We start from the raw sequence: 17689 nt of genomic DNA, 5'->3' as shown, positions 1-17689 counted from the left end.
GCATGCGCTGAAGACGCTCTGGGCCGAGGGGACGGCAAGGACGCTGGAGCTCTATCTCGAGGATGCTCTGGTCAGATGACGTCCAAACGATCTTGATTCTTGCGCAAGTTCGCGCAGCATAGTGCGATGGCGTTACACGCTCCTGGGAGTGAGCCATGTCTTTGAGAGGCCTGCGCGCCGTGTTCAAATCCGCCCGCCGACTGCCGCGAAACTAGTCCACTTGGTTGCTGACGAGTATCAGCTTGTCGATCTTGCCCGTCCCGAGCAACGTGTTGAGGTAGGTTGGCATCTGCGAGCGACGCGCTCCGCATACGTACTTTTGCCTGACGCATCGCAGAGCCCACTGACTGGCCGCTGGCAATCGCCGCGTAGAACCGTGTCGCGAATACCGTAGAGGATACGTCACCTATAGGTTCAGACATGGCAATCACGACAGGAACTGCAGGCAAGATTTCGTCTGCGCCCTCCAGGGTGTCGCAGGCGTTTAGCACCAGCATGGTTGGAGGCGTGTCAGGGGACGCGAGTGCCTCCATGAGGATTTCGAACGTCATTGCCCGGCCTTCGGGGCCTTCAACGCTGCCGTTCTCCAGGTAGAGCGACCGATCACCTCCATGGCCTAAAAAGTGGATCACGTGAGGACGCACGTCGTTGATGCCGTCAAGAAGGTCCTGAAAGGTGGCCGCAGGCATGTGTTCAAGCTGGACGAGATCACGGTATTTCGACCCGCGCAGTGCCTGCTTCACCTGCCGAACTTCTGCTTCTGTTCTAAGCCAGTAGCTCTCGCGAACGATGGACCCGTCTGGGTTCACAACTTCCGACTCGGTCGCTTCCGGGTTCGAGGTCATGTACAAGACGCGAAGCTTTTCAGGCTTAGGTTTCTGGACTTCGACGTATCTAACCGTCGGGCCTGACAAGCGGGATACCTCCCTGGCATGCTGCAGCTCTTCCCGCCGCTTTTGGAATCGTTCCTCGCTGTTGCCTGATCTGCTGCTTTTTCAGCTGAAGACAGGCTTTTCTGCTTGGCGGCCTGATCCCGAGCGTTCTTGGCGATCTTGTGCTTCAAATCGGCGATTTTCTTCTCGGCTGTCACGACCTTCTTGTCCTCCGTTTCCGCTGCACGCAGGTTGGAACGTCGGGTCACATCTGACTTCGTCTTGCTAGCATCAGCGCGCTTCTTCGCCGCATTTGAGCGTGCTGATGCAGCAGATGCCTCGGCCTTGCTGATGTCCTTACGAAGGTCGGCTTCTGATTTCTGGAGCTTTGCAATATCGCCACGCAGTGTGTCTGACCGTGTCAAAGTCCCCTCCCACCAAATCTCACATTTAGGTGGAAGCGGAAGGTCCATTGCGCAAGATCGGGCAGGCGACGAACCAAAGGAGCATGAGCGCGTATCCGAGCCTTCAGCGTGGCAACTCGAATCTCTTAGCGCCCAAACATCGTCTAGTTATCCAGACTACGCTCGCGACGGAGAAGCTATGCCATAAGCGATCAATCGTCTTCGCTGAATTCTGACAAAACTATCGGTGCGTATGGCCCAAAGGTGCGCTCAGAGCGATAAATCAGCGGAGCGCAATCAATGTAGTCATTGATATTGCTGCTCGTTTTTGACGAAAATGGCGCGCCGGACAGGATGAAACTGGGAACTCGTATGTAACTGTTTTAGCTGTTTTAGCTTTGTGATTTTCTAGTACGCCTCAGCCGCGCCTTACATAGAAGTTCCCGGCCAAGGCCTCTCGAATCCGTACACCGCCGTCCTGCGCTGCATTTTCAAGTCGAATCCGGAGGACGCTACGGTCGTCTCCATTGGCTGGCATGGGGATGTCGTTGCCTTCGATGAAACGAAGCTGATCTTCGGGTTGCAGTTCCGCCCAAAACCCGTCGGTCGCCAGCAATAACTCGGTCTCGATTCTAGTTTCTCCAATGTCCGGGGCCACGCACTCCCTGCTTCGAAAGCTGCGGGTCAGACGATGACGTTCCGGAAGACCGGCGATCATGGTTATGGGTAAATCGCCCGTCGCATTGGCAAGCGTATGGGGCCGGTTCAGCCACTCGATTGAGCCGTCATCGTTGCGCTGACCCAGCAGGCAGTCGCCGGCGTGCAGGACAATCCCCGTTCCGTCTGACCCAATATGCACGATCATGTAGCTGGCCGAAGCACGGCGGTGCTGTTTCGAGAGGTTCTCGTGAAGCCGCGGCAGTTGCGCCAGCAGGGTTTCAGGCGTCATCGCCTGATCTGAAACGACATACCAGTCGACCAGCTCGCGGATGATCGCCTGGGCAAGCGCGCCACTGTCAGGGGCCGTCGAGGAGCCGTCCGCGATGATACACAGTGTTTCATTGCCACGTATCCCGATCCCGCCATGATCGCGGTTGTCGTCGGTCCGCACCCCCGCCTGACTGTGCCAGCTGACCTCCATTCCCATTCAGGCCCCGCTCTGACTTATGGCGATGAAGCGGCCGCGAACGATATCAACACGACCCTCCGGACCGCGGATGTTTCCCTCAAGGAAATAGTCAAAATCAGCATCGCGGAGCAAATCGGCAAACTGGCCGGTAATGAAGTTTCTGACGTCCTGATCACACTCTTGGATTTCAGCGGCGATTTCCGGCCTGCCATCAACAACCAGAAGGATGTCCTCCAGATCGCGGCTCGTAAACAGGTCGCCTTCGCCGCGATGGAGATAGGCCTCCAGCTTCGTCGCTACGAACAAGGGCGGCGTCAGTCGCCTGATGGTGAGTTCCCCTTCAAGAGGGGAGGTCTCCGCCGTTTCGATGCCCTTCGCGTACCAGCGGTTGCTGAATCCAAGGATCTCGGCATCGTCCGGCATGAAATCGACCTTGAGCTCACCAAGCCGCATGCGGCAGATGACGGTATCGTCGTGCGCCTCCCTGAAGCCTTTTTCCCGCAGTTGCTCCTGTAGCTCGGCCCATGCGGCATAACCGGCAAGATCGACGATAAGATCAACATCATCCGTGGCCCTGACGTCTTCGAGCGTCACAGGGTCAGTGATGAACAGGGCGGTTGTGCATCCTCCGACGAATACCAGCCGCTCGCGCAGATCACTCCCCAGCGCCTCGGCCACGGATTGCAGCATTTGGAGAAGCTGGCCCCTGACGCTCATTTCTTCAGGAGCCTTTCTGAAAGACGTTCACCAGCAAGCCCGGCTTCACGCTGATTGCCAAGACGAATGGCGTCCACCAAGGCAAGGTACTCGTAAAGCCTCTCATCTTTCCGGACAGCGTCAGGGACCGTCTTGAACAGCGGCTGCACCGATTGCCCCATGTCCTGTCCTTCGGCAGAAGGCCAGACATAGATGTACTCGCCGGCGCTTATGAGCAGGCTTTTCAGCATGGGGGCGGCAAAAGCCGTTGGAACGCCGCGCGTCATGGCGCCGGGCTTTGCGGGGAAGACAAATTTCAGGCCATGGACGATGAAATTATGAAGATTGCGGCGGTTGGGCTTTGCGCGCCCGGCATCCCGGTCCTTTATGGCCAATCCCGATGACAGGCTGCGCTTGATGGAAGCGTTCACCTCCGTCTTGCTGATGCCCAGCAGCGCCTCAAGGCTGCGCACCGAGTACGGCGCCTCTCCCTGAAAGCTCCACTGGAACTCTCCCGGCGCTGCCGCATCCTCCTGTTCCTGAAGGCTTACAAGCTTCAGCAGAACGACGATATCCTGACTTTTCATTCCATTCATACACGCTGTCCTTTGTCCTAGGACTGAGGACAGTGCATCATGTTTCGGGACCTCCTGTCAAGCTATATCCTAGGTTCAGTCGATCCCGCACTGAGATTTTCCCTATTAAACCAGATCCTTACATGAAGCTTGCGCCTTAGACCGTCCCGTCGATGCCTAGTTAAGTCGCGTAGCCATGCCCCAACTTCGCACGGGCCACGCATTCTCCCGCTCAGCGTCCTCGACCGTGAAGTGACTCTTTAAAACGTTGCGTTTCCAGCGAACGCAAGAGGTCCGAAAACTGCTCCCGCGTCACGTTGAACGACAGGCTGAGCGACGGAAGACCGGCGTTTGCGAATAGCGATCCGGCATCAGTGTATTCGGTCTTCATGGGCGTCGGGGCCATTATCATTACGATACCGGGCCAGCGGAACTTCGGGCTCGGCATCAGCAAGGATGCGGGGATTACCATATAGGAGAACTCCAAGCTCTGACGCGGCGGCCCAGACTGCACGACCTGCCCCAGGTTGACGCTCCCACCACTATAAATCTCGCCCTGCCACTCGCCGGGCACCACGAGCGGCAACGTAAAGTCACCCTTTCCGCGTGTCCGCCGTGCCATGACCTTCCTCCTTTGAGTAGTAGGGGGGCCGCCTACCTTCGCCTCACATAGCGCCGCTACGATCTGCGTCGCGCTGATACACGAGAAGTAATTCTCGGCGTCCGACGTGAAGTCATCCGCACCATGCCCAAGCATCGGTCCACGGCCACGCCGACAGCGCCCCAATCCTTCTATCCACCAGAAAGACAGCTCTGAAAAAATTCCCAGCGCTCCGCAAGAGCGCTGACATCCGGACCTCTGGTGCCATTCACAGACAGCATGACTCCATCATAGGCAGTGTATTCGGCGCACAAACATGCCGGGCTGAATGACACACGCAAGGTCGAGGGATCGATTCCAATGAAGCCCAGATCGAAGAGTGTATGAAGATCACTGCGAAGCAGAAGTCCATTCCCCGCACCGTTCTCTTCATATGCTGCATAAGGCCGGATGTGGGCCGCTTCCACGGCGGCGGCAAAATTGTATCCGCTTATCTGGCAGCGCAGCCCGTACCGCCGGATAAGCCTTTCACGGAACTGCGACTGGCCTCGACGCAGGCTGATTTCCCGCAGAACCCGCCGGCGTTCCGCAATAACCGATTGAAGATCGTCCTGCCGTGTGGCGACCGTTTCCTCTGGGATCGGCATCCGACCGATATAGCGCCTCAATAGCGCGGCGGCATCCTTACCCAGAAAAGGCTCAAGTCGCGCAAGGTCCAGCTCTTTGATTGACATCTGATCGCGACCTGTCATTTCTCCCGGCCACTGCAATTTCGTCTTCCACCGCTTCGTCTCCGGACGCCTGTAGACGGCACATTTTCATGCGCTCGTACTCTTCGACGCTTAAGACCACCACCACTGGCCGGCCGTGCTTCTCTACAGCGACCGGTTCAGCCCGTGCCGTGTCCAGAAGCAGGCCGAACGCGTTCTTAGCGTCCCGCGCCGACATCGTTTTCATGAGCGAAGCCCCGCTGACAATGTGGCCATAATGGCTATTTCAACGCCTGATCGCAACCGCGAACAGGCAGATTATTGCCATAAAACAGAGCAATCCCCAGCCTCTGCATGTCCAGTGCACTCAAAGAGCCATGAGTGTCTCTGCCGGGTAGGTTGGAAGCGGCAGCATTCGCTGCCTGTCAGCAATGAATTTCGTAAATAACATGTTGTAGATGCGCGTCATCAAAGAACACCTGCAGAACATACCTCGACGAAACGTGAATCTGGCTGTAATACTTGGTAATCAAACAGGCGGGGTACCTTTGGAAGAGCGAGACATTGTCGCGCGCGACTTATTCGGCGAACCCGTAACGGAGTCTCCACGCCCCGGCGGTGGCAAAGCACGACTGCCATATAAATCCTCTTCCAGACCATCAGAGGCAGCAACAGAGCCCGATCCGTCCCGGTTCACCCTCCCGCTGCCTGCCTTGCTGTCCGTCGACGGTTCGATCGAAAGCAACCCGTTTCGCCAGTACGGGAAAAGGGCGCGGGTGCTTGAGGGTACGTTTGAACCGTTCTCTTTTAAGCAGCTAAAGGGCTTTCGATTTCGATCTACTTCTGGCGAAACATTCATCATTGTTCCGCGAAAGACCCTGACGGTCGTAGATGGCGAACCGATACTGCTGGTCGCTGATGCCGAAACACCGGAAGCGATACGCGACGCTTTGACAAGAGGCCGCGGCATCTGGTTGTCGCCAAAGCCTGCAAAGCCTGCCGCAGTTCCTGTCGAACAATCAGGTGATCTGTGCCGGAGAATCCTCGAAACCTGGCGGGGGAAATTCACATTCCGTGAAGGCCATCGCGAAACGGAGACCACACCTGCCGTGCCGGGGCTCAGAAAGCCGCAGGTTGGCGCACTCCATGCCGCTCTTGCTCACATCACAAGCTCTGTGGAGCCAGCCACGATTGTCATGCCTACAGGTACCGGCAAGACGGAAACTATGTTGGCGATTTACGCTCACGAACGGTTCGAGCGCCTGATGGTCGTGGTGCCGACCGATGCTCTTCGGGACCAGGTTGCAGGCAAATTCGAGACGATGGGCATACTGCAGCAGCAGGAATGTCTTCCGGCCGATGCAGAGTATCCCGTCGTGCTGCGCCTCAAGCACATCCCGAAGTCCCCTGAAGACGTTGAAGAAATGTTCGCCCGCGCCAATGTCATTGTAACAACCATGTCGATTGCGGGAAAGGCAAAAGCGGAAGTTCAGGAGCGCATGGCGCAAATGTGCGGGGCCCTCTTTATCGACGAGGCCCACCACGTCAAGGCAAAGACTTGGAGAGCCTTTCGGGCATGGTTCTCTGAAGCGGCAACGGACAAGCTGATCTTTCAGTTCACCGCAACGCCATTCCGCGAAGACGGCGGCAAGGTCGATGGCAAGTTCATCTACTATTATCCTCTGGCGAAAGCACAGAATGAAGATTATTTCGGGCAGATCGCCTTCCGCGCCGTCAGCGATCTGGAAGGCAATGAGGCTGATGATGAAATCATGCGTCTCGTCGGAGAGACGCTGGATCGCGACATCGCAGAAGGGCGCAGCCACCTCGCGAGGTCCGTTGCAAGAAGATTGCGCGAGCAAAGGACCTTCATACCAAGTATGCCGCTGCGTTGCCACGTTACAATCCGGTCATCGTCCATAGCGAACAGAGCGAAGCAGAACGCCGCCAGAATATCGCTGCTCTCCGCCAGTTTGAGAGCCGGATTATCGTGTGCGTCGATATGCTCGGCGAGGGTTTCGATCTTCCCGAACTGAAAATAGCCGGTGTCCATGACGGTTTTGCCAGCGTGGCGGTTACACTGCACTTTGTCGGGCGGTTTGCCAGGGCGCGTGATGACCTTGGTATCGCAACAGTGATCGCGAATACCGATCAGGATCGCGTGGATCGCGCGCTCGCGAAGCTCTACGCTGAAGAGGCGGACTGGAATATCCTTGTATCCACGATCAACGCAGATCGCGTTGGCCGGGAAATGGGGCGTGCCGAGGTGCTTGCGGGATTCACCGGCGAGCTAAGGGAAGTACCCCTCCAGACAATCGAGCCAACAATGAGCACTCTCGTGTTCCGGGCGAAGCAGTGCGAAAACTGGGACCCGCACAGAATCGAGGATGTTGCTCCGGCCGGATCATTCATAGGCATGAAGCTCAATCAGAAGGAGCGCATCGCCGTCTGCGTACTCCGACATGAAAAAATTGCCAAGTGGACAACATCGGCGATGGCAACTGACGTTGTCTGGGAACTGGTCCTCGCGCATTGGGATGAAAATGCGGGCCTCCTCTATCTGACCGGCACGGGAGGATCCGCTTCTGACGATCTTGCAAAAGCCATTTGCGGCGACCAGACGACACGTATCCGCGATCAGGCCGTTTTCCGATGCTTTCACGATTTCAATCAGCTGGTGATCCGCAATCTGGGCATGACACACCGGCAGGGCGCCGGGACCCGCTACTCAATGCTGATGGGCATCGACGTCAGCGACGGTATCGACAGCCTGATGAGGTCAGAGCGCATCCAGAACAACATTTCGGTTCCGGGTTTGAAGACGGCGAACCCCGGACACTAGGGTGCTCCATAAAAGGAAAATTCTGGTCGCAGTCGCGCATCCATGACCTGACAGACTGGACCGAATGGTGTCACCGCATCGGGGCCCTGCTCGATAACGACAGCATCCCGGATTCTGCTGCCTTCGCGTCAGCGATGCGGCCCCGGTTGATATCGACACGGCCCGACGCCCATCCTCTTGTTATCTACTGGCCTATGAGCCTGCTTCTTTCTTTCGCAGAGCGGGTCGCGATTTCATTCGGCGACGTGCGCTATCCGTTCGCAGAATGCGAGGTTGCGCTCTCGAACAACGACCGCAGCGGCCCTCTGAAATTCGAAGTGCGTGCTCACGATATCAGCGCCGGGTTCGAGATCGGGTTCACGGCAACGGATGCAATTTACGTGCAGACATCCGGACCTGCCTGCCGCATCAGAACACCGCGTCATGATTTGCCGATGGCGGAGTATTTCGCGGACGACGCGCCCCAGATCGATTTCGGCGATGGCTCGTTCCTCATATATTCGCATCTCTATGTTCCGCCCAAGGAGCTGGACCTGGCTCCAGTGATGGACACCGCGATCGTGCCCTGGAACTGGACTGGCACCAATCCCCGTATCGAGTCGCAGGGACCTGAACGCCGGCCAGACTCCATCCAGTACCGGGTCATCCAAGAGCTGAAAAAAGGAGACTACGACATCATCTTTGATGATGACGGCACTGGCGAATTCGCGGATGTGATCGCGATCAAGATCCGCGAAACAACTGTCGATGTCCTGATGTGTCACTGCAAGTACGCGGGCACCGATGCGGGCGCAGCGCGGCTGGACGATCTGTACGAGGTCGCCGGTCAGTCATTGAAGTCAGTTCAGTTCTGTCACAAGCCCAAGCGCTTCCTGAGGAACATGATGAACCGCGAGAAGCGCCGCTTGGAGCGGGGTGAACCAACCCGCTTTGATCGCGGCACTATCGGCGCGTTACGAAGGCTGTATGCCAGCTGGAACCAGTATCGGTTCGAATACAAGGTCTGGATTGTGCAGCCGGGAATATCAAAGAAGGCTGCATCCCAGCCGATCCTTCAGCTGCTTGGCCTGGTAGAGAAAGCACTCATTGATCATCGTCGTATCCCGTTGACAGTCATTGTCCGGGACTGACTTAGACGTCGCTCCGCCAACCGGCATCAATTCCCTGCTTCGTCTGGAGCCGTCCGTCGCCCTCACAAACTGAGGGGCGACAGCGGAACCGGCGAAGCAAGGGCTTGCTTTTCCCGCGTATCGATCTGCGCCCCCGCCGCGATCCGAGCGAGAACGTCCTCACGCGTGTCAGCGTCCGCCGCGACGAGCGCCTTCACGACCGGGAAGGATACTCGCCCGGTTCGCAGGACTTCTTCCGCTCCCTTCAGGGCCTTCTCGAATCCCACATAGGTCGACAGTTCGACGGCGGGCAGGTTGCATCGCGCCTTGAGGAAAGCCTTCGCCTCCGTCGCGGAGACGACGTCCATCAGCTTTTCGACTTCCGCCGCCATTGCCAGGACGCGCTCGGTCATCTGCTCCTGGAGAGCAAGGATTCGTGTCCGGGCGGACGAGAGCGCCTGTGCCTTGATGTCGATGTCCGTCGCCATGAGAGTGTCCCCTTCTGGGACGCTTCATAGGGTATCGGATCTTTCGGCACCGGTAAGCGGATCGGTAAAATCCTAGCGGAACCCATAGGATTCGACGGGTTGGCCAGCCTTAACGAAACAGCAACGGTGACGGACGCTTATGCCGCCGATGACGGGCTCAACAAGAAGTTAGGGTTTGCAGCCTCTTAAGAAGGGCGGTCATTTACCTGGCGCGCCTAGGCCACCTCGTTTGCCTTCCTCGACCAGCACCTCGACGACATGCCGTACTCTAGGCAGCAGATGCCGGCTGGCCGGCCACACCGCGTAGATGCCGACGTTGACGTCCGTTGCATCCTCCAGCAGCGGAACCAGCCGTCCGTTTGCGATGTGATCCGCCACGATCGATATCGGCATCTGAGCCACGCCAAGCCCTGCGACGGCCGCGTCGACGATGGCGGCACCATCCCCGATCTCGTGGGTGACGCGCGGGAGGATGCGCTCCACCGTTCCGTTCGGCGCCGTCACCCGCCAGGTCGCCGGAATATCCCTTCGGAAACCTACGATGCCGTCGTGATGCTGGAGATCCTCGATCGTCGTGGGGTGCCCCCTTACGGCCAAATAGTCCGGTGAAGCGAAGATGCAGGTCCGTTGCTCGGTCAGCTTGCGCATGACGAGGTTGCTGGTGTCCTTGCTTTCTCCGAAGCGGATCGCGAGATCCACACCTTCCTCCACCGGATCGATAATGCGGTCCGCTAGCGACAAGGACAATGTGAGACCCGGATGCTTTTTGGCGATCCCTGTCAGGATGGGTAGGAGGAACTGCCGTCCCCAGGCAACTGGTGCATCGATCCGCAATCGGCCCGTAAGCGCCTGACTTGTGGCCGCCAGGGCAGATTCCGCTGCCCCAATCTCCTCGAGGGCGTGTCTGCAGCTTGCATAGTAGGCCTCGCCGTCCGGCGTCAGAGTGAGACGCCGGGTTGTGCGATGGAGGAGCTTGACGCCGAGACGAGCCTCCAGCCGCGCGACGCTTTTCCCGACGGCCGACTTGGTGATCCCGAGCTTTTCTGCCGCCGCCGTGAAGCTTGAGAGGCTTACGGCTTCAACGAACGCGATCACCCCATCCAGTTGCTCAAGCTGTGCCATTGTATCCCTTCAGGCTACGCAACGTATCCCACCGCGATGTTTATCTGCTTCAAGGTCTACATTATCTAACACGGCATATCAAACAGATGGTGGCCGTCGGCAAGGCCTGGTCGCCCAAGGAGCTGGGATGCGATTTTTATCCAGATTTGCGCTCACCGTGGCGTCGTTGGCGATTTCCACCTCGATGGTTCTGGCCGCCCCGGCACTCGAGGTGCTGGGCAAGGACTTTGAGTTCCCCAACAAGATTGAAGGAATGCCAAGCAAGCTGTCGGACTTCCAGGGTCTGCAGATCAACACCTTCGACACGAGCGACGGCGTTACGCTGTCCTACTGGGAAGCCGGAGAGGGCGAAACCCTGATCTTCGTGCCGGGCTGGTCCGCGAATGGTGCCGAATACGTCAACGTCATGTACCTGCTCGCGCAGAAGTACCGGGTGATCGTTTTGGATCCCCGCAACCAGGGTCTATCCGAGAAGGTCGAGTACGGATCGCGGATTTCCCGGTTCGGAGCCGACCTCAAGGAATTGGTCGATCACCTCGGGATCGAGGAGGCGAACTTCAGCGGATGGTCGATGGGCGCTTCCGTGATCTGGAGCTACATTGACCTCTTCGGCACGAAGACAATCCGCAAGGCAGTGTTCGTCGACGAGCCGATCTCGATCTACTCCCATTCCGACTGGTCGGAGCAGGAGCGTCTCGATGCTGGCGGCACCACGACGAGCGCCGAGCGGATGGTCGCAGGATACACGGCAGGCGCACCGCTCAACAGCCTTGTCACCGATCTGAAGGCGCTTGAACGCTCGATGCTCAAGGACTCGCCGTACTTCGTGAATTCCGGCGCCTTCGCCAGCGAGTTCATCAAGACGGAGCCGGAAGCGACTAGGCGGGTCCTGTTCGACCACGTCACCAACGACTGGCGCGACGTTATTGCGCACAAGATTGACGTTCCCGTTGCCATCTTCTCGGGCGAGGAGAGCACAAATCTTCCAAGTCAGAGATGGGCTGCATCCACCATCCCGGACGCCACCCTCTACAGCTACACATCGGCCGAGCAGGGGGACCACTTCCTGATGTTCAAGAACCCGATCAAGTTCACGAACGACCTCACGTCGTTTCTGGAACGCTGAGCCCAAAAGGCCAGCCTCGACCCCATAACCACCACAACGAACGTTCCCGGCGCCGCCGGTCTAACGAGGAGAAATAGCATGCCTGTTGTACGCGTAAGCTGGTTTGACGGTAAGGACGCCAAGGCGAAGAAGGCTGTTGCAGCTGAAATCACCGAGAGCATCGTCAAGAACACCGGAACAGATCCGAACTACATCTACGTCCTGTTCGAAGACATCGCGCCGTCGAACTGGGCCGGCGCCGGAAAGCTTTTCGGCGAGGAAGCCGAGAAAGCCTGAACGTTGGACAAGAGGGCCATGGAACCATGGTCCTCTTCCACTCCCTCGACGAACGGAAATGTCGATGAATCATATCACCTGTGTCTTCCATCTCGCGGTGGAGCCCGATCATCTGGGCGAATTCAAATCCTTGATCAACGACATCGTCGAGGACGCGCGCCGGGAGACCGGCACCGTGATCTACGAATACTCCATCAATGCAGCCGATGAGACCGAAATCCATATCGTCGAGCGCTACCAGGCCGATGCTGTGCTGCCTCACATCAACGAGACCTTCGCGCCTTACGCGCAGCGGTTCCTGGCGCTGGCTCAGATCAAGGCGCTGTATGTGTACGGAGAGACAACCCTCGACATCCGCAACAAGCTGGATGACTTCGGGGCCGTATATCTGACGCCGCTCGTCGGCCTCCATAACTAAGTAGCAACCGATTGTCGCCCCGCAGGATACACTCGGTAGCCTCCGGGGCGATTTATCCTGCGACATTTCGGCGCTAGCACATCGGCCTGACACACGTCGCTGCCCGCAGCGTTCCCGCTTCTGCCGGACAGCAGCCGCTGTCACGGGGCAAGTACGTCTCGACTACCCGCCTTGGAAGGACCGGAGAGCCGATAACGGGCGGCTCAGTCGGACGATCCAAGGAGATATCATGTCAACAAATCTCAGAACGAGCGGAGCCCCCGTGGGGGCAGGGCCGCGCGTATACGCCTTCCTCGTCGGCGTCCTCTCCGCCATCGTGGGCGGTTACTTCGTCTATGGTGGAATTCAGCTTCTGTCGCTTGACGGGTCGTTCTACTACCTTCCGGCCGGAGCAGCACTTCTCGCAACCGCGATTCTGCTCTTTCGGGCGGACATCCGCGCCGGCTACGTCTACTTCGCGTTCTTCCTCGGGACCCTTGCCTGGGGTCTCTGGGAAGTAGGCTTTCACTTCTGGCCGCTAGCCGCGCGCCTCGGACTGTTCGCGGTTCTGGGACTTCTGATCGCGCTTTGCATGCCGAAGCTGAGCGGCGCGGAAAAGGTCAGGCATGTCCGCCCAATATCCTACGGGACGGCCGGCATCCTCGCCGTCGGGGTCCTGCTTGCGTTCATCAGCGCCTTTGGACCGATTTGGCTGGTCAAGCCGAGCTACAAGCCTGAAGTCGTGGCAGACTACGATCCAGCGAGCGAGCCGGCCAACTGGGTCGGCTTTGGCCGCACCACGACCGGCGAGCAGTTCGCGCCGGATACGCAGATCACCCTTGAGAATGTCAGCCAGCTTGAAGTTGCCTGGACCTTCCACACCGGTGATCCCGGCGGCAACGGTCGCGAGAACCAGAACACCCCGCTTCAGATCGGCAACACGCTCTATCCATGTACGGCTACCAACCAGGTATTCGCGGTGCGCGGCGATACCGGCGAGCAGCTCTGGCACTTTGATCCGGGCGTCAACCCCGGCGACACCGCGGGCTGGATGCGTTGCCGCTCACTCGCTTACTACGAAGTACCGGGACTGGCCGACGACGCTCCAGGTAAACGTAGGCTCTACGTTACCACTGGAGACATGAGGCTGATCGCGCTCGATGCTGCGACCGGGTCTCCGGTTCCTTCCTTTGGCGAGAACGGAACTGTGTTTCTCGCCACCGGCATGGGAGCCGTCATTCCTGGCTTCTACAACCCGACGTCAGGACCCTTGCTCGCCGGGGAGAACCTGATCATCGGTGGCTGGGTCATGGACAACCAGTCGGCCGACGAACCATCGGGCGTCGTACGTGCCTTCAACGCGGTGACCGGCGAGTTTGCCTGGGCATGGGATGTCGGTCGTCCGGGTCAGCCGAACCCACCGGCCGAGGGTGAGAGCTACACCCGTAGCACACCTAACATGTGGGCCACTCCGACTTATGATCCAGAACTCAACATGGTCTATCTGCCGACGGGTGGCGGAACGCCCGACCTGTTCGGCGGTCAGCGGTCGGAGCCGACCGAACGGGTCGGCACTTCCGTAGTCGCGGTTGATGCAACGACGGGCGAGGAGCGCTGGACGTTCCAACTGGTTCATCACGACGTCTGGGACTTCGACCTGCCTTCCAAGCCGGTGCTCTATGACATGCCGGACGGTAAAGGCGGTCGGACGCCGGCGCTTATCCAGGCGGGGAAGAACGGAGAGATCTTCGTTCTCGACCGCCGCACCGGCAAGCCGATCACCGCAGTCGAGGAGCGACCGGTCCCGACGGAAGGTGTCCCCGGCGAGCGGCTTTCACCGACCCAGCCATACTCGGTTGGCATGCCGTCCATGCGAGATGCGGTTCTTACAGAGGCGACGATGTGGGGGATCACGCCGCTCGACCAGCTCTACTGCCGCATCCAATTCAAGAGCCTGTACTATGTCGGAGATTATACGCCTCCTCAGTTGCAGTGGTATCTCCAGAATCCGTCTTGGTACGGCACCACCAACTGGGGTGGACAGGCCATCGACAAGCGTCATGACATAATGATCGTCAATGACATGCGGATCGCCATGAAAGGCCGTCTCCTGTCCCGCGAAGACGAAATCCGGCGGACGAAGGAGAGTGGCAAGGGCTCGCACAGCACCGGTGGCGTCGTTCCCATGAGCGAGACGCCTTACGGAGCGGAGCGGGGCATGGTGGAATCCTTCCTGGGCGTTCCCTGTACGACGCCGCCCTTCGGCACCATGGCCGCGATCGACATGAAAACGCAGAAGATGCTGTGGCACCGCTCTCTTGGCACGCCGGAGCAGTTCGGCCCGCTCGGTATCAAGACGCACATGCCGATCGAGTTGGGAATGCCGACGCTCGGCGGCGCTGTTCCTACAGCGTCGGGTCTGGTCTTCTTCTCCGCCACCTCGGACTACTATCTGAGGGCGATCGATGTGCTGACCGGCGAAGAGGTTTGGAAAAGCCCGCTCCCGGTAGGCGCCGGTTCCACGCCTCTCGTGTTCACCTCGCCGGAGGACGGCCGCCAATACGTCGTCGTCACGGCGCACGGCTCGCGGGCGGCTCCGGACTACGGCGACTACATCATCGCCTTCGCTCTGCCGAAGAAGCAATAAATGAAAGCCGCCGCAGGACGTCATCTACGTCCTGCGGCATTTCCTTTATCGAAAGCAGGTTTCAAATGGTTCAAGTTACACGCATCGTCCACCGCCGCGCCAATCCCGGTCAGGAGCGTCAGTACGAGCAGCTCGTGCGGGACATGCTTGCCGACTGCTCCAGAACGCCCGGCTATCTGTTCTCGACCGTGATACCGCCGCGGGTAGATGGCGAAGAGTTCCACATCGTTCAGTGCTTCACCACACAGGCCGCTCTGGATACCTGGCGGCACTCGAAAGAGTCTGCGGAGTGGCACGACCGTCTGAAAGAGGTGGCAGACAAGGACCCGGAATACAGGGTTTTCAACACATCCGACCTGTGGTTTTCGGCAACGGGCCTGGAAGGGGAGAAGCAGCCAGCCAGATGGCGTATGGCCGTCCTCACCTGGATGGGCATATTTCCTTTGGCCTCTCTTGCCGTCGCATTCCTGTTTCCGCTTCTCACCGATCTGCCATACATTCCAAGAATGATGATCGTCACCGCCCTGATCGTGCTGGCCATGTACTGGATCGTGATGCCCCGCCTCCTACGGTGGCTCGGATCGTGGGTCAAACGCTGAGGCTATCGAGCCGAAACTGAGGAATGGCGATGTCGACGCAGACGATGACGGCGGTCGTGATCCGGGAACCCGGAGGGCCGGAGGTCCTCAGGGTGGAGCAGTGGCCAGTTCCTGTTCCTCGGGCAGGTTGGGTGCGGATCGCGGTGAAGGCGTTCGGCCTTAACAGATCCGAGCTGTTCACGCGGCAGGGACATTCGCCCAGCGTCACCTTTCCACGCGTGCTCGGCATCGAGGCCGTGGGTGTGGTCGACGATGCGCCGGGTGGAGAGTTTCGAAAGGGAGATACCGTAGCAACGGTGATGGGCGGCATGGGCAGGCAGTTCGACGGGGGATATGCCGAGTTCACCTGTGTCCCCGCCGGTCAGGTTCGGAAGGTTGAGACGGCCCTCCCATGGAACGTCCTGGGTGCCCTGCCGGAGATGATGCAGACGGCCTGGGGCGCTCTATTCTCTTCGCTCGATCTGAAACCCCACGACCGGCTGCTCGTCCGAGGCGGGACCACGTCGGTCGGAATGGCAGCCATCGCCTTGGCCAGACGTCACGGCGCTCATGTCACCGCCACGTCCCGCAGCGAGAAGCGGCTTGCAATGCTGCAGGAGCTGGGCGCGCGGGAGACGCGTATCGACGACGGAGCACTGTCTGACGGACCGGCACGCTACGACAAGGTGCTCGAACTGATCGGCACCTCGACGCTTCGGGACTCCTTGAAATGCGCAGCTCGCGGAGGGCTTGTTTCGATGGTCGGCATCGTCGGGAGCCAATGGTCGCTGGAACATTTCGCGCCGATGGACGACATTCCGAACCGCGTGGGGTTGACCGCCTATAGCGGCGAGCCGGAAGACTTCATGAAGATGCCCTTTCAGAGCATCGTCGACGACATCTCATCTGGAAAGCTCACCATCGCGCTCGGTCCTACCTTCCAGATCGACGAGATCGTTGAAGCTCATCGCTGCATGGAATCGAACGCTGCGGGAGGCAAGATCGTCATCCTGGTGACCTGAGGCTCGCTCGCCGACGCTCACCGATCAAGCTACACTAGCCGCAGACTGACGCACATCCAAAGCAAGGAACGAATGACTTGGACCGCCTCGAATGCGACCGCATGTTCGCCGCAGTGATCGAAACAGGAAGCTTCGCAGCAGCGGCAGCTCGTCTCGGAACCAGCACGGGCCAAGCATCGAAACTGGTCTCCCGGCTAGAAAAGGAACTCGGCGTCCAGCTTCTCACGCGGACCACTCGGGCATTGGCCCTGACGGAGGTCGGGCGTGCCTACTACGAGCGCATAAAGGCCATCATCGAGGAATTTGATCTGCTCGACGCGTCGGTCCGCAGTGCATCCGGAGCGCCGACGGGCAGGCTTCGGATAACGGCGCCGGTTACCTTCGGCACCGTGCAGTTGGCGCCGGTCCTGATCTCGTTCGCCACGGCCTTTCCTGATATTCAACTCGACGTCAGCTTTTCCGACCGCCTCGTCAGTCTCGTGGACGAAGGCTATGACGCTGCAATCCGGATAGGCCAGCCCGCCGACAGTAGCCTCATGGCGAAGAAGCTGGGAGCGATACGGATCGTCCTCGTTGCCGCGCCCTCCTATCTCGATGCTCAAAAGCTACCCGTCCATCCGAGCGATCTCGTTGAACATCGTTGTATCGTCGATTCCAATTTCCGTGATCCAACATCATGGCGGTTCAGAACCGTCGACAGGGAACAGGCGATCGCCACTGAGGTCAAAGGCCGGCTTCATTTCTCCAACGCCGGAGCCTGCCTTGCGGCCGCCGAGGCGGGACTGGGCATAGCCCGTGTACCGAGTTTTGTTGCGGGCGATAGTCTGAGGGCAGGCAAACTCAGATCTGTTCTGGCCGAGTACGAGGATGAGCCGCGGGGCCTCTATGCTGTCTATCCGCCCGGCCGTCACCTCGCGTTGAAGGTGCGGGTCCTCGTCGACTTTCTGGCCGCCGCTTTCAAAGGCCAGCCGAAGTGGGATGATGGATGGGTATGATTGCATCCGATCCGGAAGCAATCCTTCTCTATTCGAGGGGATAATAGTCGATCTGAAGAAGGTGCATATTCCGTCTCAGGAATTCACCCTGACAGAAGAG

19 protein-coding genes and 1 pseudogene are annotated in these 17689 nt (G+C 58.9%); 10 read left to right on the top strand and 10 right to left on the bottom strand.

The window, feature by feature from the left end:
* Positions 1-71: 71 nt before the first annotated feature.
* The 8 genes from MUU54_RS11965 to MUU54_RS11930 all read right to left on the bottom strand — a co-directional run bounded on the left by MUU54_RS11965 (position 72) and on the right by MUU54_RS11930 (position 5225).
* Entirely contained in the window at positions 72-845 is a 774-nt protein-coding gene (locus MUU54_RS11965; RefSeq protein WP_281433301.1) for a CHAT domain-containing protein, read from the bottom strand.
* On the bottom strand, positions 842-1297 hold the full coding sequence (locus MUU54_RS11960) for a hypothetical protein (RefSeq protein ID WP_247244236.1): 456 nt from the start codon (positions 1295-1297) through the stop codon (positions 842-844). Before MUU54_RS11960 ends, MUU54_RS11965 begins: the two co-directional genes overlap by 4 nt.
* A gap of 397 nt (positions 1298-1694) precedes the next feature.
* Positions 1695-2417 carry a hypothetical protein gene (locus tag MUU54_RS11955; RefSeq protein WP_247244235.1) on the bottom strand — a complete coding sequence of 241 codons (723 nt, stop codon included), beginning with the start codon at positions 2415-2417 and terminating at the stop codon, positions 1695-1697.
* A gap of 6 nt (positions 2418-2423) precedes the next feature.
* Positions 2424-3122, bottom strand: coding sequence for a hypothetical protein (locus MUU54_RS11950; protein ID WP_247244234.1), 699 nt, complete (start codon positions 3120-3122; stop codon positions 2424-2426).
* Positions 3119-3688: a hypothetical protein gene (locus MUU54_RS11945; RefSeq protein WP_247244256.1), complete on the bottom strand. Its 570-nt coding sequence runs from the start codon at positions 3686-3688 to the stop codon at positions 3119-3121. The genes MUU54_RS11950 and MUU54_RS11945 overlap by 4 nt, the downstream gene beginning before the upstream one ends.
* Before the next feature lie 220 nt (positions 3689-3908).
* Positions 3909-4298, bottom strand: a complete 390-nt coding sequence (locus MUU54_RS11940; RefSeq protein ID WP_247244233.1) for a hypothetical protein — start codon at positions 4296-4298, stop codon at positions 3909-3911.
* Positions 4299-4468: 170 nt separating this feature from the next.
* On the bottom strand, positions 4469-5029 hold the full coding sequence (locus MUU54_RS11935) for an HNH endonuclease (RefSeq protein ID WP_247244232.1): 561 nt from the start codon (positions 5027-5029) through the stop codon (positions 4469-4471).
* Positions 4977-5225, bottom strand: coding sequence for a type II toxin-antitoxin system prevent-host-death family antitoxin (locus MUU54_RS11930; RefSeq protein WP_247244255.1), 249 nt, complete (start codon positions 5223-5225; stop codon positions 4977-4979). Before MUU54_RS11930 ends, MUU54_RS11935 begins: the two co-directional genes overlap by 53 nt.
* Before the next feature lie 220 nt (positions 5226-5445).
* Between MUU54_RS11930 and MUU54_RS11925 the strand changes: the two are divergent.
* From MUU54_RS11925 to MUU54_RS11915, 3 genes and pseudogenes are all read left to right on the top strand, one after another.
* A pseudogene (locus MUU54_RS11925) lies at positions 5446-6564 on the top strand (DEAD/DEAH box helicase family protein); the annotation flags it as partial.
* Positions 6565-6878: 314 nt separating this feature from the next.
* Positions 6879-7829, top strand: coding sequence for a DEAD/DEAH box helicase (locus MUU54_RS11920; protein ID WP_247244231.1), 951 nt, complete (start codon positions 6879-6881; stop codon positions 7827-7829).
* 194 nt (positions 7830-8023) lie between these two features.
* On the top strand, positions 8024-8959 hold the full coding sequence (locus MUU54_RS11915; protein ID WP_247244230.1) for a hypothetical protein: 936 nt from the start codon (positions 8024-8026) through the stop codon (positions 8957-8959).
* A 62-nt stretch (positions 8960-9021) separates the two neighbouring features.
* Here MUU54_RS11915 and MUU54_RS11910 read toward each other — a convergent pair whose 3' ends face one another.
* Both MUU54_RS11910 and MUU54_RS11905 read right to left on the bottom strand, forming a co-directional pair.
* Positions 9022-9426, bottom strand: a complete 405-nt coding sequence (locus tag MUU54_RS11910) for a DUF7111 family protein (RefSeq protein ID WP_247244229.1) — start codon at positions 9424-9426, stop codon at positions 9022-9024.
* A gap of 198 nt (positions 9427-9624) precedes the next feature.
* Positions 9625-10548, bottom strand: a complete 924-nt coding sequence (locus MUU54_RS11905) for a LysR family transcriptional regulator (protein ID WP_247244228.1) — start codon at positions 10546-10548, stop codon at positions 9625-9627.
* Positions 10549-10675: 127 nt separating this feature from the next.
* Here MUU54_RS11905 and MUU54_RS11900 point away from each other — a divergent pair, with 127 nt between their 5' ends.
* From MUU54_RS11900 to MUU54_RS11870, 7 genes are all read left to right on the top strand, one after another.
* Complete coding sequence (locus MUU54_RS11900) at positions 10676-11674, top strand: alpha/beta fold hydrolase (protein ID WP_247244227.1); 999 nt, start codon at positions 10676-10678, stop codon at positions 11672-11674.
* Between the two features lie 78 nt (positions 11675-11752).
* Complete coding sequence (locus MUU54_RS11895; protein ID WP_247244226.1) at positions 11753-11950, top strand: tautomerase family protein; 198 nt, start codon at positions 11753-11755, stop codon at positions 11948-11950.
* A gap of 64 nt (positions 11951-12014) precedes the next feature.
* Complete coding sequence (locus tag MUU54_RS11890; protein ID WP_247244225.1) at positions 12015-12368, top strand: putative quinol monooxygenase; 354 nt, start codon at positions 12015-12017, stop codon at positions 12366-12368.
* A gap of 229 nt (positions 12369-12597) precedes the next feature.
* Positions 12598-14994, top strand: a complete 2397-nt coding sequence (locus tag MUU54_RS11885; protein WP_247244224.1) for a membrane-bound PQQ-dependent dehydrogenase, glucose/quinate/shikimate family — start codon at positions 12598-12600, stop codon at positions 14992-14994.
* 65 nt (positions 14995-15059) lie between these two features.
* On the top strand, positions 15060-15593 hold the full coding sequence (locus MUU54_RS11880) for an antibiotic biosynthesis monooxygenase (protein ID WP_247244223.1): 534 nt from the start codon (positions 15060-15062) through the stop codon (positions 15591-15593).
* A gap of 29 nt (positions 15594-15622) precedes the next feature.
* Positions 15623-16594 (top strand): zinc-binding alcohol dehydrogenase family protein, encoded by a 972-nt coding sequence (locus tag MUU54_RS11875; RefSeq protein WP_247244222.1) that lies wholly within the window; start codon positions 15623-15625, stop codon positions 16592-16594.
* Positions 16595-16671: 77 nt separating this feature from the next.
* The gene (locus MUU54_RS11870; RefSeq protein WP_247244221.1) at positions 16672-17589 is read left to right on the top strand and encodes a LysR family transcriptional regulator; all 918 of its coding nucleotides are present in this window, start codon (positions 16672-16674) and stop codon (positions 17587-17589) included.
* Positions 17590-17689 lie beyond the last annotated feature (100 nt).

The organism is Pseudorhizobium tarimense (assembly GCF_022968135.1).
GTDB lineage: Bacteria > Pseudomonadota > Alphaproteobacteria > Rhizobiales > Rhizobiaceae > Neorhizobium > Neorhizobium tarimense.
Note: the sequence above shows the minus strand (reverse complement) of the source record. Positions and strands in the feature narration are given on the sequence as shown.

Coding starts and splice junctions, on each gene's coding strand:
- MUU54_RS11915 (WP_247244230.1), top strand. CDS start 8,024: ATGAGCCTGCTTCTTTCTTTCGCAGAGCGGGTCGCGATTTCATTCGGC.
- MUU54_RS11885 (WP_247244224.1), top strand. CDS start 12,598: ATGTCAACAAATCTCAGAACGAGCGGAGCCCCCGTGGGGGCAGGGCCG.
- MUU54_RS11895 (WP_247244226.1), top strand. CDS start 11,753: ATGCCTGTTGTACGCGTAAGCTGGTTTGACGGTAAGGACGCCAAGGCG.
- MUU54_RS11930 (WP_247244255.1), bottom strand. CDS start 5,225: ATGTCGGCGCGGGACGCTAAGAACGCGTTCGGCCTGCTTCTGGACACG.
- MUU54_RS11935 (WP_247244232.1), bottom strand. CDS start 5,029: ATGACAGGTCGCGATCAGATGTCAATCAAAGAGCTGGACCTTGCGCGA.
- MUU54_RS11955 (WP_247244235.1), bottom strand. CDS start 2,417: ATGGAGGTCAGCTGGCACAGTCAGGCGGGGGTGCGGACCGACGACAAC.
- MUU54_RS11890 (WP_247244225.1), top strand. CDS start 12,015: ATGAATCATATCACCTGTGTCTTCCATCTCGCGGTGGAGCCCGATCAT.
- MUU54_RS11905 (WP_247244228.1), bottom strand. CDS start 10,548: ATGGCACAGCTTGAGCAACTGGATGGGGTGATCGCGTTCGTTGAAGCC.
- MUU54_RS11945 (WP_247244256.1), bottom strand. CDS start 3,688: ATGAAAAGTCAGGATATCGTCGTTCTGCTGAAGCTTGTAAGCCTTCAG.
- MUU54_RS11910 (WP_247244229.1), bottom strand. CDS start 9,426: ATGGCGACGGACATCGACATCAAGGCACAGGCGCTCTCGTCCGCCCGG.
- MUU54_RS11875 (WP_247244222.1), top strand. CDS start 15,623: ATGTCGACGCAGACGATGACGGCGGTCGTGATCCGGGAACCCGGAGGG.
- MUU54_RS11900 (WP_247244227.1), top strand. CDS start 10,676: ATGCGATTTTTATCCAGATTTGCGCTCACCGTGGCGTCGTTGGCGATT.
- MUU54_RS11965 (WP_281433301.1), bottom strand. CDS start 845: ATGACCTCGAACCCGGAAGCGACCGAGTCGGAAGTTGTGAACCCAGAC.
- MUU54_RS11950 (WP_247244234.1), bottom strand. CDS start 3,122: ATGAGCGTCAGGGGCCAGCTTCTCCAAATGCTGCAATCCGTGGCCGAG.
- MUU54_RS11940 (WP_247244233.1), bottom strand. CDS start 4,298: ATGGCACGGCGGACACGCGGAAAGGGTGACTTTACGTTGCCGCTCGTG.
- MUU54_RS11880 (WP_247244223.1), top strand. CDS start 15,060: ATGGTTCAAGTTACACGCATCGTCCACCGCCGCGCCAATCCCGGTCAG.